Origin of the sequence: Parapusillimonas granuli (assembly GCF_013416525.1) — a bacterium.
In the GTDB taxonomy this organism is placed as follows: Bacteria; Pseudomonadota; Gammaproteobacteria; order Burkholderiales; family Burkholderiaceae_B; genus Parapusillimonas; species Parapusillimonas granuli.
The window spans coordinates 232,598-246,310 of sequence record NZ_JACCEM010000007.1 but is presented as its reverse complement, the minus strand read 5'-3'; the positions used below and the strand labels follow the sequence as shown (position 1 = coordinate 246,310).

Genomic DNA, 13,713 nt, shown 5'->3' with positions numbered 1-13,713 from the left:
GCATGGTGCGGTAGGCGGCATCGCGCTCGCTCACTCGCTGCCAACCAAGCGCTCCTCAGCACAACGCCGCTCAAACACCAGCAGAGCGGCCTGCGGATGCGTTCCGTGGCGAATGAACCCACTGCCGGCGCTGCTCGAACAGGCACACGCCCGCGGCCACCGCCACGTTCAGCGACTCCACGTTTTCCGCCTGGGGAACGAACACCCTGAGATCCGCACGCGCGAGCAGTTCGGCGGCGACGCCCTGCCCCTCGTTGCCCAGCACCCAGGCGCAGTCGCGCGGCAGCTGCGCGGCATAGAGCGAAGCGGCGTCGCTCAGTGCGGTCGCCACCAGCGGAACGCGCAGCCTGTCGCAGGCGGCTTGCAGATCGACGTGCTCGTGTATGGACAGCGCGAAATGCGCGCCCTGGGCGCTGCGCAGCACCTTGGCCGACCAGGCGGCGGCGCATCCCGGCGACAGATAGGCGTGGCGCAGGCCGGCCGCCGCGGCCGTGCGCAGCAGCGTGCCGACGTTGCCGGGATCCTGGATGCGGTCCAGCCAGATGCAATTGTGGTCGATGCGCGCCGGCTGTTCGGGCGCCGGGGCGCGGACCAGGAAATACACGCCCTGCCCATGGCCCACCTGGGACAGACCCGCGGCCAGCCTGGGGTCCAGGCCGATGCAGGCTTCGGACCGCAGCTTGCGCGCCAGCGCCCGCAGTTCTTCATGGGATTCCAGCCTCAGTGCATCGAACAGGGCCAACTCGGGCTCGCCGGCGTGCTCCAGCCAGGACTGGCACAAGTGTATGCCTTCCAGCAAGACCCGGTAGCCCGCCTCGGAACGGTCGGCGGCCGGGTCGCGCTTGCCGCCGGCCACCTTCAGCAGGCGCTTGTACAGCGGATTGTCGCGCGAGCTGACCAGCTTCACCGGCCCGCCTCGGCCAGGGGTTCCAGCAGCCGGCGCACGGGAGCGAAACTGCGCCGGTGCGCCGGACAAGGGCCGTGCGCCCGCAGCCGTTCCAGATGGAGCGCGGTGCCATAGCCCTTGTTCTGGTCGAAGCCGTATGCGGGATGGGCTTCGTGCAACAGCAGGCAGTCCGCATCGCGCGCCGTCTTGGCCAGGATGGACGCGGCCGAGATCGAGGCCTGGGAGGCGTCGCCGCCGATGATGGCCTGCGCCGGGCAGGACAGGCCGCGCGGCAGCTGGTTGCCGTCGATCAGCGCCTGCAGCGGCGCCACGGCCAGGCCCGCGCAGGCGCGCCGCATCGCGAGCATGGTGGCCTGCAGGATGTTCAGCCGGTCGATTTCCTCGACGCTGGCGCTGGCCACGCACCAGGCGAGGGCAAATTCGCGGATCTCCAGGCTCAATTCGCTGCGCCTGGCCGCCGTCAGTTTCTTGGAGTCGTCCAGGCCCTTGATGGGCCGGCCCGGGTCCAGGATGACGGCCGCGGCGAACACGGGGCCCGCGAGCGGCCCCCGCCCCGCTTCGTCGATGCCGGCGATCCGGTCGGCGGGTACATGTAGGGACGCGAAAAGATCAACCTGTTCCATGCTGCAATTGTTCGACGATGGCGCGCGCCGCCAGGGCCGGCGTATCGCGGTTCAGGGATTCGTGGATTTGCGTGAACCGCTCGGCGACCCGGCCGCCGTAGACCGTATCCGTCAGCGCCTTCCAGGCGGCGTCGGCCAGCGCCTGCGGCGTGGCCGCCTCCTGAAGGAGCTCGGGCACCACGAAATCCCGCGCCAGGACGTTGGGCAGCCCGACCCAGGGCACGTAAGGCCGGGCCTGGCCGGATTTCCATTCCATCATACGCCGCATCGTGGGCGACAGCACGTAGGAAATCACCATGGGCCGCTTGAACAGGGCGGCTTCCAGGGTTGCGGTGCCGCTGGCGACCAGCACCGCGTCGGCCGCTTCCATGACGTTCCAGGCGGCGGGACGGGCGGCGCGGGCCGCAGATTCGCCCTCGGCCATGGCGCCCTGGGGCCGATAGCCGCCGTCGATGATGCGGCAGTTGGGCACGGGATGGCGGCGCAGCCAGGCCTCGAATTCCAGCCTGCGCTCGCCGTTCACCATGGGCACGAGGATTTGCAGGGCCGGATCGCGGCGCGCCAGCAATTGCGCGGCCTGCAGGAAACGCGGCGCCAGCAGGCGGATCTCGGACGAGCGGCTGCCGGGCATGACGGCCAGGACCCTGGCCTCGCCGTCCACGCCCAGGTATCGCCGCGCGCCGGCCTGGTCCGGCCGCATGGGGATGACCTGGGCCAGCGGATGGCCGACATAGGTCACCGGCACCCCTTCCTTCTGGTAGATTTCCTCTTCGAAGGGAAACAGCACCAGCATGTGGGACACGGCGGCGCGTATCTTGTGGATGCGTTCGTAGCGCCAGGCCCAGATGGACGGGCCCACGAAATGCACCGTGGGAACGCCGGCCTGCTTCAGCTGCAGTTCCAGCCTGAGGTTGAAATCGGGCGCGTCGATGCCGACGAACACGTCGGGCTTGCACGACAGCCAGCGCTTCTTCACGTCGAAATACGTGTGCAGCAGGCTGGGCAGGCGCTTGAAGGCATCGACATAGCCGAACACTGTGAGCGCCCGCATGTCGTGCCAGGCGTCCAGGCCCTCGGCCCGCATGGCGGGCCCGCCGATTCCTTCGTAGTGGCTTGGGCTCACCCGCTGCCGGACCCCTTGCATGATGCGGGCGGCCAGCAGGTCGCCCGAAGGCTCGCCCGCGACCATGCCCAGGCGCAAGGTCATGAGCGCACGATGCCTCGCGTCGAGGCGGCGAGGAAGTCGATCAGGGGCTGCAGGGCGGCGGCCGCTTCGGGTTTTTCGTGCTGCAATTCGCGTATTTTCTCGCAGGCTTCCTCGACCTTGAGATTGCGCCGGTACAGAAGCTTGTAGGCCTCCTTCAGCGCCGCGATCGATTCGGGCGAGAAGCCGCGGCGGCTGAGGCCTTCGGAATTGATGCCCACGGGGCGGAAAGGGTCGCCCGCGCCGATCAGATACGGCGGGATGTCCTGGCGGATGGAGCTGGTGCCGCCGACCATGGTGTGGGCCCCGATGCGCACGAACTGGTGGGCGGCCGACAGGCCGCCCATGATGGCCCAGTCGCCGATGTGGATGTGCCCGGCCAGCTGGACTCCGTTGGCGATGACGGTGTGGCTGCCGATCTGGCAATCGTGCGCGATGTGCACATAGGCCATGATCCAGTTGTCGTCGCCCAGGCGGGTCACGCCCACGTCCTGGGCGGTCCCGGTGTTGATGGTGACGTACTCGCGTATGGTGTTGCCGTCGCCGATTTCCAGCCGCGTCGGTTCGCCGCGGTATTTTTTGTCTTGGGGAACGCCGCCGATGGAGCAGAAACGATAGAAGTTGTTGTTCGCGCCTATGGTGGTGTGGCCGTCGATGACGCAGTGCGGGCCCACGGTCGTGCCGGGGCCGATCACGACGTTCTCGCCGATGATGCTATAGGGCCCGATGCTGGCGTCGCCAGCGATCCTGGCCCCCGGCGCGACGATGGCCGTGGGATGGATATGGTTCGCCATCCCTATTCTTCCAGCACCCGTATGGCGCACATGATCTTGGCTTCGGCGACCAGTTGCCCGTCGACGGTGGCCTTGGCCGTGTATTTACAGATGGACCGGCTGATCCGGTCGGCCGTGGCTTCCAGGCGCAGCTGGTCGCCCGGCACCACCGGGCGCCTGAAGCGGGCGCCGTCCACGCCCACCAGGTAGTAGGCGATCTTGTGATCGGCGGGCGAGACGTCGTCTTCGCCCTCGAAGGAGAACAGCGCGGCGGCCTGGGCCAGGGCTTCGATGATGAGCACGCCCGGCATGACCGGATGATGCGGAAAATGCCCTGTAAAGAATGGCTCGTTCAGGGTCACGTTCTTGATGGCGACGATGCTCTTGCCCGGAACCATTTCGATGACACGGTCCACGAGCAGCATCGGATAGCGATGCGGCAGCCGTTCCATGATCTGTTTGATGTCGAGTTCCATTTCTTTTGTATCCTGCGATTTTTTCTTTGATTTAAGACTTCGTCGTTTCCAGCGCCTTCAGGCGCCGCCGCAGCTGTGCGAGCTGCGCCAGCACCGCGGCGTTGCGCTGCCACAGGGTGTGCTCCGCAAAGGGATAGACCCCCGTATAGCGCCCCGGCTTGGCGATGCTGGACGTGATCGCCGTTCCCCCCGAAACGTGGACGTCGTCGCCCAGGACCAGGTGGCCCGACAGCATGGCCGCGCCGGCGATGGTGCAGCGCGCGCCGATGACGGTGGACCCGGCGACGCCCACGCAGGCCGCCATGGCGGTGTGGTCCCCCACCCTGACGTTGTGGCCGATCATGATCTGGTTGTCGAGCTTGACGCCGTTGCCGAGCACGGTGTCTTCCAGCGCCCCGCGATCGACCGTGGTGTTGGCGCCGATTTCGACGTCGTTGCCGATCGAGACGCCGCCGATCTGGGCGATCTTGGCCCATGCGCCGGTGTCGGCGCGCGGATCGGGGGCGAAGCCGAAACCGTCGGCGCCCAGCACGCAGCCGGAATGCAGAATGGCCCGGTCGCCGATCTTGACGCCATGGTACAGGGTGACCCGCGCGTGCAGCAGGCAGTCGCTGCCGATGCGTGAATTGGCGCCGACGATGCAGCCCGGCCCGAGGCGGCTGCCCTTGCCTATGCTCACGCCTTCTTCGACCACGCACAAGGGCCCGATGCTGACGCCTTCGCCGATGACGGCCGACGGCGCAATGACCGCCGACGGATGTATGCCGCGTTCCAGGCCGCGGAGCCTGTGCTGGTCGAACCATTGCGCCAGCAAGGCATACATGAGGTAGGGCTGGCTGCACAGCACGATGCGGTAGGGGTAGTCGCCTTCCGGCAGCGCCTGGAAGGCGGCTTCGGTCATGATGACCGCCGCCGCGCGGCATTCGAGCAACTGCCCGTGCAGCTTGGGATTGGACAGGAAGCTGATTTCCGACGGCCCCGCGGACGAAAGCGAGCCCAAACCCCGTATGCGGGGTTCGGGCTTGTCGTCGGAATCGGCCGGTTTACAGTCCAGGCCCGCAACATTCGCCTGTTCGAGGAGTTCGTGCAGAGCAGGCGCCTGGTCGGGCGCTAACAGTACCGGCATGTTGGATTAGCCGCCCAGCGCCTTGAGCACCTGGTCGGTGATGTCGACCCGCGGGCTGACGGTGACGGCGTCCTGGATGATCAGGTCGTAGTTTTGCTGTTCGGCGATTTTCTTGATGGCCGCGTCGGCTTTTTCGACGATGCTGGAGAATTCTTCATTGCGGCGGCGGTTGAAGTCTTCCTGGAACTCGCGGCGCTTGCGTTGCAGGTCGGAATCGAGGTCGGCCAGCTGGCGCTGGCGCTTGATGCGTTCCGATTCGGACAGCACGGGAGCGTCCTTGTCGAACTTCTGGGCGTCGTTGCGCAGGCGATTGGCAAGGTTCTGCAGCTCGTCGTCGCGCTTCTTGAATTCGGCCTCGATTTTTGCCTGCGCGGCCTTGGCCGGCTTGGAATCACGCAAGATGCGCTCGGTGCTCACGAAGCCGATTTTGGTCGCCTGTGCGTACACGGGCGCAGCCGCCATGGCGCCAAGGCCAAGCACCGCGGCAAGGACCAGGGCGCGATTGCCCCGGCCCATGGCGCGGTTTACAGCAGAAAGTTTTAGTGCGAATTGAGACTTCATGAAAAATCTACCTTGCGAAATAGCAGAGATAAAAAAGTTATTGTGCCATTAATTGAGCGACTTCAGAAACCAGTGCCGATCTGGAACTGGAAGGCCTGTTTGTCGTCGCCTTCCTTGGCGTTCAGGGCGCGCGCGAACGACAGCTGCAGCGGGCCCAGCGGCGATTGCCAGGAGAGGCCTATGCCCGCGGAATACTTCCAGCCGCAGGGATCGGCGGACTGATTGTTGATGCCGCGGTAGCACACGCTGTTGCCGGTGGTCTGGATCTGGCCGGCGTCGGCGAACACGAACCAGCGCAAGGTGCGATCGCGCGTTGCCCCCGGGAAGGGCAAGTATAGCTGCACGTTGCCGACGATGCGGCGCGAGCCGCCCAGGTAATCGTTAGTGAGTGTATCGCGCGGGCCGAGCGACGCGCCCTCGAAGCCGCGCACCGAGCCGATGCCGCCGCCGTAGATGTTCTTGATGACCGGGAAGGTCTTGTCGCCGAACGCCCTGCCCCAATCGACCTGGCCGTTGAACGCCAGCGTGTAGGCGCGGCCGAAAGGCAGGTAGTACTGCTGCTGCGCGCTGAGCATGTAATAGCGCAGGTCGCCGGCGGACAGGTCGCCCGACAGCCGGGTGTAGCTGCCCTTGGTGGGGGCGATGGCGCTGTCGCGGGTGTCTTTGGACCAGCCCACGTTGAAGATGACCGCGTTGGTGGATTCGCCGTATTCCTTGACGAAGTCCTGGTAGGCCTGCGGGGTGTATTGCGGGCTCAGGTCGGACAGCTTGTTGTGCTCGAAGCTGAGGCCGGCGAAGATGCGGTCGAATTCCGAGATGGGCACGCCGAAGTTCATGCCGCCGCCGATCGAGGTGACGCGGTAGTCGCCGAAGGAGTCGCGGCTGTCGTAGGGCGTGGTGCGGCGGTAGTAGATGGACGTGGTCTTGCTGATGCCGTCGCGGGTCCAGTAGGGATTGGTGTGCGACACGATGACGGCGCGATTGGTCTTGCTGGTGTTGAGCTGCAATGACAGCGTGTTGCCACTGCCGAAGATGTTGTCCTGGCTGATGCCGCCGGACAGGATCAGCTTGTCGGTGGAGCCGTAGCCCACCCCCAGGTTGATGAGGCCAGTGGGTTTTTCCTTGACGTCGACGTTGACGTCTATCTGGTCGGTCGAGCCCGCGACCGGCGCGGTGGTGACGTTGACGTCGTTGAAATAGCCCAGGCGGTCGATGCGGTCGCGCGAGGTCTTGATGCTGCCGGCGTCGTACCAGGCGGCTTCCTGCTGCCGCATTTCGCGGCGGATGACTTCGTCGCGGGTGCGGGTGTTGCCGCCGATCTGGATGCGCCGCACGTACACGCGGCGGCCCGGGTCCACATAGAAGGTCAGGTCGGTTTCGTGGCTTTCGCGGTCGAGCACGGGGTTGGGGTTGACGTTGGCGAAGGCATAGCCCAGCGTGCCGAGGTAGTCGGTGATGGCCTTGGCCGTGGCGCTGCTTTTTTCCGCCGAGAAGGTCTCGCCTTCCTTGATCGCGACCATGGGCTGGATCTTGTCTTCCAGGCCCAGGAGGTCGCCCGCGAGCTTGACGCTGCGCACCTTGTAGGGCTTGCCTTCGTGCAGCGTGAGGGTGATGGAGATGTCCTGGCGATCGGGCGAGATCGAGACCTGGGGCGGTTCTGCCGTGTATTCCAGGAAGCCCCGGTTCAGGTAGAAGGAGCGGATGCGCTCGACGTCGCCCTCGAGTTTTTCACGGGAGTATTTGTCGGTGCCCGTGTACCAGGTCATGATGCCCGAGCTGGTCAGTTCCATTTCGTCGAGCAGGGCGCCTTCGGAGAAGGCCTCGTTGCCGATGATGCGGATGGAGCCGATCTTGGCCTGGCCGCCTTCGAAGATGTCGAAGCTGACGCCCACGCGGTTGCGCGGCAAGGGCGTGATGATGGGGCTGACCTCGACCCCGTACTTGCCTTTGGACAGATACTGCTGCTTGAGCTCGAATTCGGCGCGTTCCAGCATGGAGCGGTCGAAGACGCGGCCCGGGCCGAAGCCCACCTGCGCCAGCGACTTCAGGATGGCCTTGTCGTCGAATTCGCGCATGCCGTTGAAGCTGACCGACGCGATGGTGGGCCGTTCCTGCACGTTGACCACCAGCACGTTGTTGGAGGTGTCGATGGATACGTCGCTGAAGAAGCCCGTGGCGTAGAGGCGCTGGATGGCCTCGGCGGCCTGTTCTTCGGTGAACCGCTCGCCCACTTTGACGGGCAGATAGCTGAATATGGTGCCGACGTCGACCCGCTGTATACCATTGACCTGAATATCGCGAACCGTGAAGGGCGTGAAGGCTGAAGCGATGCTGGGAGCGAGCAAGGCTGCCAGCAATACTGACATGGCACGCTTGGCAAAAAGTGGTTTCCGGCTAGACGACATCCTGGATGATCCTTGGACGATTGAATGGTGGAGGATTGTAAGGCACAAAGCCTCTAACTGAAAAGGCGCGTGAAGTCGTTGAAAAACGCCAGCCCCATCAGGGCGGCAAGCAGCCCCAGCCCGATGCGCTGCCCGTTTTCCAGCCATTTTTCCGGCAAAGGCTTGCCTCGAACGGCTTCGAAGGCGTAATACATGAGGTGGCCGCCGTCCAGCATGGGAATGGGTAATAAATTTAACACGCCGATACTAACACTAATCAGTGCCAAAAACCCTATGTAGGCGGCCAGGCCGATGCGCGCCGTCTGCCCGGCGTAATCGGCGATGGTGACCGGCCCGCTGACGTTGCGCATGGAGACGTCGCCGATCAGCATGCGCCCCATCATCTTCAAGGAGAACCAGACCGTGTCGGCGGTCTTGGCCACGCCGCGGTACAGGCTTTCGGCCAGGCCGTAGCGGACGGTGACCATGGGCAGGTCGGCGGCCAGCATGACACCGATGCGCCCCACCTGGGCGCCGTCTTCGCCGGCCTGCGCCTGCGGCACCACCGTGAGCGCCAGCGCCGCGCCGTCGCGCTGCACGGTGACGGCGACGGGCCGGCCCGGGTATTTCTGGATTTCCCGGACCACCGCGCCGGCGCTGGGGTTCTCGACGCCGCCGACGGCAAGGATGAGGTCGCCGTCGCGCAGGCCGGCGGCCTCGCCCGCCCCGCCCGCGTTGACCCCGCTGATGCGGGGCCGGGGCATGGCCAGCGCCAGGCCGGCTTCGGCCATGGGATCGGCGCTTTCGGGGACGATCGCCGCCGGGCGCAGCCGCAGCACGCGCTCGCGCGCCTGCCCTGCGCCGGTGTCGACCTGCAGGCGCGCTTCGCCGCCGGCGGTGAGCAGGTCCAGCAACTGCCAGCGCGCCTCGCCCCACGACTGCACGGGCCGCCCGTTCACGGCGGTGATGCGGTCCCCGGCCATGACGCCGGCCTGGGCGGCCTGGGTATGAGCGGGTGGCGCGGCCAGGATGGCGGCGGGCTCGCTGGTGCCCGCCAGGTTCAGGGCGCTGTACAGCAAGGCCGCGAGCAGCAGGTTGGCGATGGGGCCGGCGGCGACGATGGCGCTGCGCTGCCGCAGGCTTTTCCGATTGAAGGCCTGCGCCGCCTGTTCGGGGCTCGCGTCCGGCAAGGGGTCGTCGAGCATCTTCACGTAGCCGCCCAGCGGAATGGCCGACAGCGCCCATTCGGTGCCGTGCCGGTCTTTGCGCCGGAACACGATCTTGCCGAAACCCACCGAAAAGGTCAGCACGCGCACGCCGCAGAGCCGCGCCACCCAATAGTGGCCGAGCTCATGGAAGGTGATCAGCACGCCGAGCGCGACGGCAAACGCAAGCAAGGTAAAAAGCATGGAATTCCAGGAAAAACGACGATCAGGCCTGTATGAGGCAGCGCTGCGACGCGATCTTGCGGGTATGGGCGTCGAGCGCGAGCACGTCGTCCAGCGAATCGAGCCGGCTGACGGACATGCCGTTTATTTTGTCGAGGCAGTCCTCGATGACGTGCGCGATTTCAGTATACCGAATCTGCTGCTTGAGGAAGCGGTCGACGGCGATTTCGTTGGCGGCGTTCAGGGCGACGCAGGCCGCCTGGCCGGTCCTCAGGGCGTCGAAGGACAGGCGCAGGCAGGGAAAGCGCTCGAAATCGGGTTCTTCGAAGTCCAGCCGGCCCAGCGCCGCCAGGGACAGCAGCCCCACCCCGCTGTCGATGCGCTCGGGAAACCCCAGGCCGTAGGCGATGGGGGTGCGCATGTCGGGCTGGCCCAGCTGCGCCAGGATGGAGCCGTCTTCGTATTCCACCATGGAATGGACCACGCTTTGCGGGTGCACCACGACCTGGATGCGCTCGACCGGCATGGCGAACAGCCAATGCGCCTCGATGACTTCCAGGCCTTTGTTGAGCATGGTGGCCGAATCGACGGAAATCTTGCGCCCCATGCTCCAGTTCGGGTGCGCGCAGGCCTGGTCGGGCGTCACCGCCCCGAGCTGGTCCAGCGCGGTCGTGCGGAAAGGGCCGCCCGACGCGGTCAGCAGCAGGCGCCGCACGCCCTTGGCGGGCTCGGACGGCGCCGCCGCCCCGCGGCCGCGCGGCATGCACTGGAAGATGGCGTTGTGCTCGCTGTCTATGGGCAGGAGCTCGGCCCCGGATTCGCGCACGGTGCGCATGAACAGGCCGCCCGCGGCCACCAGTGCCTCTTTGTTGGCCAGCAGCACCCTTTTGCCGGCTCGGGCCGCCGCCAGCGCGGACGGCAGGCCGGCGGCGCCGACGATGGCCGCCATGACCGTCGTGACTTCCGGGTCGGCCGCGGTGTCGGCCAGCGCCTGGGGGCCGACGCGTATCTCGGGCATGGCCGCCGCGCCCCGCCAGGCGTCGGTGAAACGGCGCTTGGCATCGTCGGTGGGAACGACCACGACCCGGGCGCCGGTGGCGGCCGCCTGCCGGGCGAGCTTGTCGATGCGGGTGTTCGCGCTGAGGGCGTACACGGACAGCACGTCGGGGTGCCTGGCGATGACGTCCAGGGTGCTCTCGCCGATGGAGCCGGTGGAGCCCAGTACGCATACATGTTGCAGCTTCATGGTATTCAGACCCCCGTCAAAAGCATGGCCAGCGGCGCCACCGGCAGCAAGGCGTCGATGCGGTCATAGGCGCCGCCATGGCCGGGCAGCAGCTGGCTGGAGTCCTTGACGCCCGCGCGGCGCTTGAGCAGCGACTCGAAGAGATCGCCGACGATGGACAATGCCGCCAGGAAGGCCGACACCAGCACCACGCCCCACCAGGGCCATTGCCGGAACAGCTCGGCGCCGAAGCTGCCCGGCCAGAAGCTGCTGGCCCAGACCCAGAGGACGGCCGCGATCACGCCGCCGAAAGCGCCCTCCCAGGTCTTGCCTGGGCTGACCCGCGGCGCCAGCTTGTGCCTGCCCAAGGCCCTGCCGGTGAAATAGGCGGCGATGTCCGCGAACCAGATCAGCGCCATCAGCGACACCAGGTACCAGGCGCCGCGCGTGATGAAGATCTGCACCAGGGCGGCCCAGACGGCGAACATGGCGGCGAAGGCGAACAGGCTCAGCGCGACCCCGCCGGTGCGCCGGGCCGACTGGCCCTGGATCACCAGGGCGGCGGCGCCGAACACCCAGACGCCGACGACGGCGGGCAGCAGCCACCGGTTGACGCCTTGCCGCAAGGCGGATGCCCAGCCGGGGGGGTCCGCCTGGAGCCAGAAATACGCGATGCCGAACAGCACGGCGGCGCATGCGGCGGCCAGGCCGGCCGGCCAGAGGCTGCCCTGCGCGGGCCAGGTCAGGCGCAGCCATTCCCAGAGCGCGCAACCCGCGGCGAGGGTCAGCAGGGCGACCAGCGGCCAGGGGCCGGGCGCCAGCAGCGTCCCCAGCAATATGGCCAATAGGACGACTGCCGTGATGACGCGCTGCTTCAACATAGGAACTCCGGAAAGTCAGGCCTGGCTCAAGACCTGCGCACTGGTGCGCCCGAAACGGCGCTCCCGGGTTTTATACCACTCAAAGGCGCGATCGATTTCCTTGCCGCCGAAATCGGGCCAGAAGTCGTCGGAAAAATAGAGCTCGGTATAGGCGAGCTGCCAGATCAGGAAATTGGAAATGCGCTGCTCGCCGCCCGTGCGGATGAACAGGTCGGGCTCGGGCGCGAACGCCATGGACAGGTACTGGGACAGCAGGCGCTCGTCGATGGCGTCCGGGTCGCGGCCGAGTTCGGGCCGGTCGCGCAGCAGCCGGCGCATGGCTTGCAGGATGTCCCAGCGGCCGCCGTAGTTGGCCGCGATGGTCAGGTGCAGCGCGCTGTTGCCGGCGGTTCTTTGCTCCGCATCGCGGATGAGCTCGCGCAGGCGGTCGTCGAACGGCGCGAGATCGCCCACCACCCGCAGCCGCACGCCCTGCTCCTGCAGCTTGTCGACTTCTTTTTCCAGCGCCTGCACGAAGAGCCGCATGAGCAGCGAGACCTCTTCCTGGGGCCGGCGCCAGTTCTCGGAGCTGAAGGCGAAAAGCGTCAGGTATTCGACCCCGCGCTGCCCGCAGGCTTCGACCACTCTCCTGACCGCCTGCACGCCGCGCACGTGCCCCGCCGTGCGGGGCAGGAACCGCTTGGTGGCCCAGCGGCCGTTGCCATCCATGATGATGGCCAGGTGACGCGGGGTATCCGTGCAAAGGGGTATCGATAGGGTGGAGCTGTCGATCATGTATGAGTCCGGCGCCGCGGGGCTAGGTCCGACAGGCCCTAGACCGTCATGATTTCCGCTTCTTTCTGCGCAACCAGCTTGTCGATCTCGGCAACGTGCTTGTCGGTGAGCTTCTGGATTTCGTCCTGCGTGCGGCGTTCTTCGTCTTCGGAGATTTCCTTCTCCTTGACCATCTTCTTGAGCGTGTCGTTGGCGTCGCGGCGCAGGTTGCGCACGGCCACCTTGGCGTCCTCGCCTTCGGTGCGCACGACCTTGGTCAGGTCGCGGCGGCGTTCCTCGGTGAGCGCGGGCATGGGAACGCGGATGTTGTCGCCCATGGAGATGGGATTGAGCCCCAGGTCGGATTCGCGGATGGCTTTCTCGACCGGGCCGGCCATGTTCTTTTCCCAGACCTGGACGCTGAGCGTGCGGGCGTCGACCAGGTTGACGTTGGCGACCTGGCTGACCGGCACGGGCGAGCCGTAGTATTCGACCAGGACGTGATCAAGGATGCCCGCGTGCGCCCGCCCGGTGCGGATCTTGGACAGGTTGACTTTGAGCGTTTCGATCGACTTGCCCATGCGTTGCTCGGCCGATTTCCTGACTTCTGAAAGACTCATCATTATTCCTTTATCAAACGTGTACCAGTGTACCTTCGTCTTCGCCCGAGACCGCCCTTTTCAGCGCCCCGGGCTTGTTGATGGAAAACACCTTGATCGGCAGCTTCTGATCGCGGCACAGCGCGAACGCCGTGGCATCCATGACTTCGAGGCGGCGCACGATGGCTTCGTCGAAGCTGATGCGCGAATAACGCGTGGCGTTGGGGTCTTTATTGGGGTCGGCGCTGTAGATGCCGTCGACCTTGGTGGCCTTGAGCACGATCTCGGCGCCGATTTCCGCGCCGCGCAGCGCGGCGGCCGTGTCGGTCGTGAAAAAGGGGTTGCCGGTGCCGGCGGCGAAGACCACCACCTTGCCTTCTTCGAGATAGCGCAAGGCCTTGGGGCGGATATAGGGTTCGACGACCTGATCGATATTGAGCGCGGACTGCACACGGGTGTCGATGCCGCGGTGCTTGAGCGCATCTTGCAGGGCCAGGGCGTTCATGACGGTGGCCATCATGCCCATGTAGTCGGCGGTGGCGCGGTCCATGCCCTGCGCGCCGGGCGCGACGCCGCGGAAGATGTTGCCGCCGCCGATGACGATCGCCAGTTCGACGCCCAGGGTGGCGACTTCGGCGATTTCTTCCGTCATGCGCAAGATCGTGGCGCGGTTGATCCCAAACGCGTCTTCACCCATCAGCGCTTCGCCGGACAGCTTGAGAAGAACACGCTTATACGATCGGTTGGTCATAGGTAGTATCCCGGTAAACAATCCAACGAAAGTGTAAGCCAGAGTGGGGCCGGCGCGATAGC

At 66.2% G+C, this 13,713-nt stretch carries 14 protein-coding genes; all 14 read right to left on the bottom strand.

What is annotated here, in order from left to right; translation table 11 throughout:
- Window positions 1–70: 70 nt before the first annotated feature.
- Window positions 71–907 (bottom strand): TrmH family RNA methyltransferase, encoded by an 837-nt coding sequence (locus H0A72_RS14665; RefSeq protein WP_180156607.1) that lies wholly within the window; start codon window positions 905–907, stop codon window positions 71–73.
- Window positions 904–1,530 carry a ribonuclease HII gene (gene rnhB / locus H0A72_RS14660; protein ID WP_180156605.1) on the bottom strand — a complete coding sequence of 209 codons (627 nt, stop codon included), beginning with the start codon at window positions 1,528–1,530 and terminating at the stop codon, window positions 904–906. Before rnhB ends, H0A72_RS14665 begins: the two co-directional genes overlap by 4 nt.
- Window positions 1,517–2,737: a lipid-A-disaccharide synthase gene (lpxB, locus tag H0A72_RS14655; RefSeq protein ID WP_180156603.1), complete on the bottom strand. Its 1,221-nt coding sequence runs from the start codon at window positions 2,735–2,737 to the stop codon at window positions 1,517–1,519. The genes rnhB and lpxB overlap by 14 nt, the downstream gene beginning before the upstream one ends.
- Window positions 2,734–3,528 (bottom strand): acyl-ACP--UDP-N-acetylglucosamine O-acyltransferase, encoded by a 795-nt coding sequence (lpxA, locus tag H0A72_RS14650; protein WP_180156601.1) that lies wholly within the window; start codon window positions 3,526–3,528, stop codon window positions 2,734–2,736. The genes lpxB and lpxA overlap by 4 nt, the downstream gene beginning before the upstream one ends.
- A 2-nt stretch (window positions 3,529–3,530) precedes the next feature.
- The gene (fabZ, locus tag H0A72_RS14645) at window positions 3,531–3,983 is read right to left on the bottom strand and encodes a 3-hydroxyacyl-ACP dehydratase FabZ (RefSeq protein WP_180156599.1); all 453 of its coding nucleotides are present in this window, start codon (window positions 3,981–3,983) and stop codon (window positions 3,531–3,533) included.
- Window positions 3,984–4,014: 31 nt separating this feature from the next.
- On the bottom strand, window positions 4,015–5,109 hold the full coding sequence (gene lpxD / locus H0A72_RS14640; RefSeq protein WP_180156597.1) for a UDP-3-O-(3-hydroxymyristoyl)glucosamine N-acyltransferase: 1,095 nt from the start codon (window positions 5,107–5,109) through the stop codon (window positions 4,015–4,017).
- Window positions 5,110–5,115: 6 nt separating this feature from the next.
- A complete protein-coding gene (locus tag H0A72_RS14635; protein ID WP_180156595.1) occupies window positions 5,116–5,670 on the bottom strand; it encodes an OmpH/Skp family outer membrane protein in 555 nt (184 codons plus the stop codon).
- A 62-nt stretch (window positions 5,671–5,732) separates the two neighbouring features.
- Window positions 5,733–8,075, bottom strand: a complete 2,343-nt coding sequence (gene bamA, locus H0A72_RS14630) for an outer membrane protein assembly factor BamA (protein ID WP_180156593.1) — start codon at window positions 8,073–8,075, stop codon at window positions 5,733–5,735.
- Window positions 8,076–8,128: 53 nt separating this feature from the next.
- Window positions 8,129–9,463 carry an RIP metalloprotease RseP gene (rseP, locus tag H0A72_RS14625; protein WP_180156591.1) on the bottom strand — a complete coding sequence of 445 codons (1,335 nt, stop codon included), beginning with the start codon at window positions 9,461–9,463 and terminating at the stop codon, window positions 8,129–8,131.
- 22 nt (window positions 9,464–9,485) lie between these two features.
- Complete coding sequence (gene ispC, locus H0A72_RS14620; RefSeq protein WP_180156588.1) at window positions 9,486–10,688, bottom strand: 1-deoxy-D-xylulose-5-phosphate reductoisomerase; 1,203 nt, start codon at window positions 10,686–10,688, stop codon at window positions 9,486–9,488.
- A 5-nt stretch (window positions 10,689–10,693) separates the two neighbouring features.
- A complete protein-coding gene (locus H0A72_RS14615; protein WP_180156586.1) occupies window positions 10,694–11,548 on the bottom strand; it encodes a phosphatidate cytidylyltransferase in 855 nt (284 codons plus the stop codon).
- A gap of 15 nt (window positions 11,549–11,563) precedes the next feature.
- On the bottom strand, window positions 11,564–12,322 hold the full coding sequence (uppS, locus tag H0A72_RS14610; RefSeq protein WP_180156585.1) for a polyprenyl diphosphate synthase: 759 nt from the start codon (window positions 12,320–12,322) through the stop codon (window positions 11,564–11,566).
- A 38-nt stretch (window positions 12,323–12,360) separates the two neighbouring features.
- On the bottom strand, window positions 12,361–12,921 hold the full coding sequence (gene frr, locus H0A72_RS14605; RefSeq protein ID WP_180156583.1) for a ribosome recycling factor: 561 nt from the start codon (window positions 12,919–12,921) through the stop codon (window positions 12,361–12,363).
- A 13-nt stretch (window positions 12,922–12,934) separates the two neighbouring features.
- Entirely contained in the window at window positions 12,935–13,651 is a 717-nt protein-coding gene (pyrH, locus tag H0A72_RS14600; protein WP_180156581.1) for a UMP kinase, read from the bottom strand.
- Window positions 13,652–13,713: the final 62 nt, after the last annotated feature.

Coding starts and splice junctions, on each gene's coding strand:
- rnhB (WP_180156605.1), bottom strand. CDS start 1,530: ATGGAACAGGTTGATCTTTTCGCGTCCCTACATGTACCCGCCGACCGG.
- lpxB (WP_180156603.1), bottom strand. CDS start 2,737: ATGACCTTGCGCCTGGGCATGGTCGCGGGCGAGCCTTCGGGCGACCTG.
- lpxA (WP_180156601.1), bottom strand. CDS start 3,528: ATGGCGAACCATATCCATCCCACGGCCATCGTCGCGCCGGGGGCCAGG.
- fabZ (WP_180156599.1), bottom strand. CDS start 3,983: ATGGAACTCGACATCAAACAGATCATGGAACGGCTGCCGCATCGCTAT.
- lpxD (WP_180156597.1), bottom strand. CDS start 5,109: ATGCCGGTACTGTTAGCGCCCGACCAGGCGCCTGCTCTGCACGAACTC.
- H0A72_RS14635 (WP_180156595.1), bottom strand. CDS start 5,670: ATGAAGTCTCAATTCGCACTAAAACTTTCTGCTGTAAACCGCGCCATG.
- bamA (WP_180156593.1), bottom strand. CDS start 8,075: ATGTCGTCTAGCCGGAAACCACTTTTTGCCAAGCGTGCCATGTCAGTA.
- rseP (WP_180156591.1), bottom strand. CDS start 9,463: ATGCTTTTTACCTTGCTTGCGTTTGCCGTCGCGCTCGGCGTGCTGATC.
- ispC (WP_180156588.1), bottom strand. CDS start 10,688: ATGAAGCTGCAACATGTATGCGTACTGGGCTCCACCGGCTCCATCGGC.
- H0A72_RS14615 (WP_180156586.1), bottom strand. CDS start 11,548: ATGTTGAAGCAGCGCGTCATCACGGCAGTCGTCCTATTGGCCATATTG.
- uppS (WP_180156585.1), bottom strand. CDS start 12,322: ATGATCGACAGCTCCACCCTATCGATACCCCTTTGCACGGATACCCCG.
- frr (WP_180156583.1), bottom strand. CDS start 12,921: ATGAGTCTTTCAGAAGTCAGGAAATCGGCCGAGCAACGCATGGGCAAG.
- pyrH (WP_180156581.1), bottom strand. CDS start 13,651: ATGACCAACCGATCGTATAAGCGTGTTCTTCTCAAGCTGTCCGGCGAA.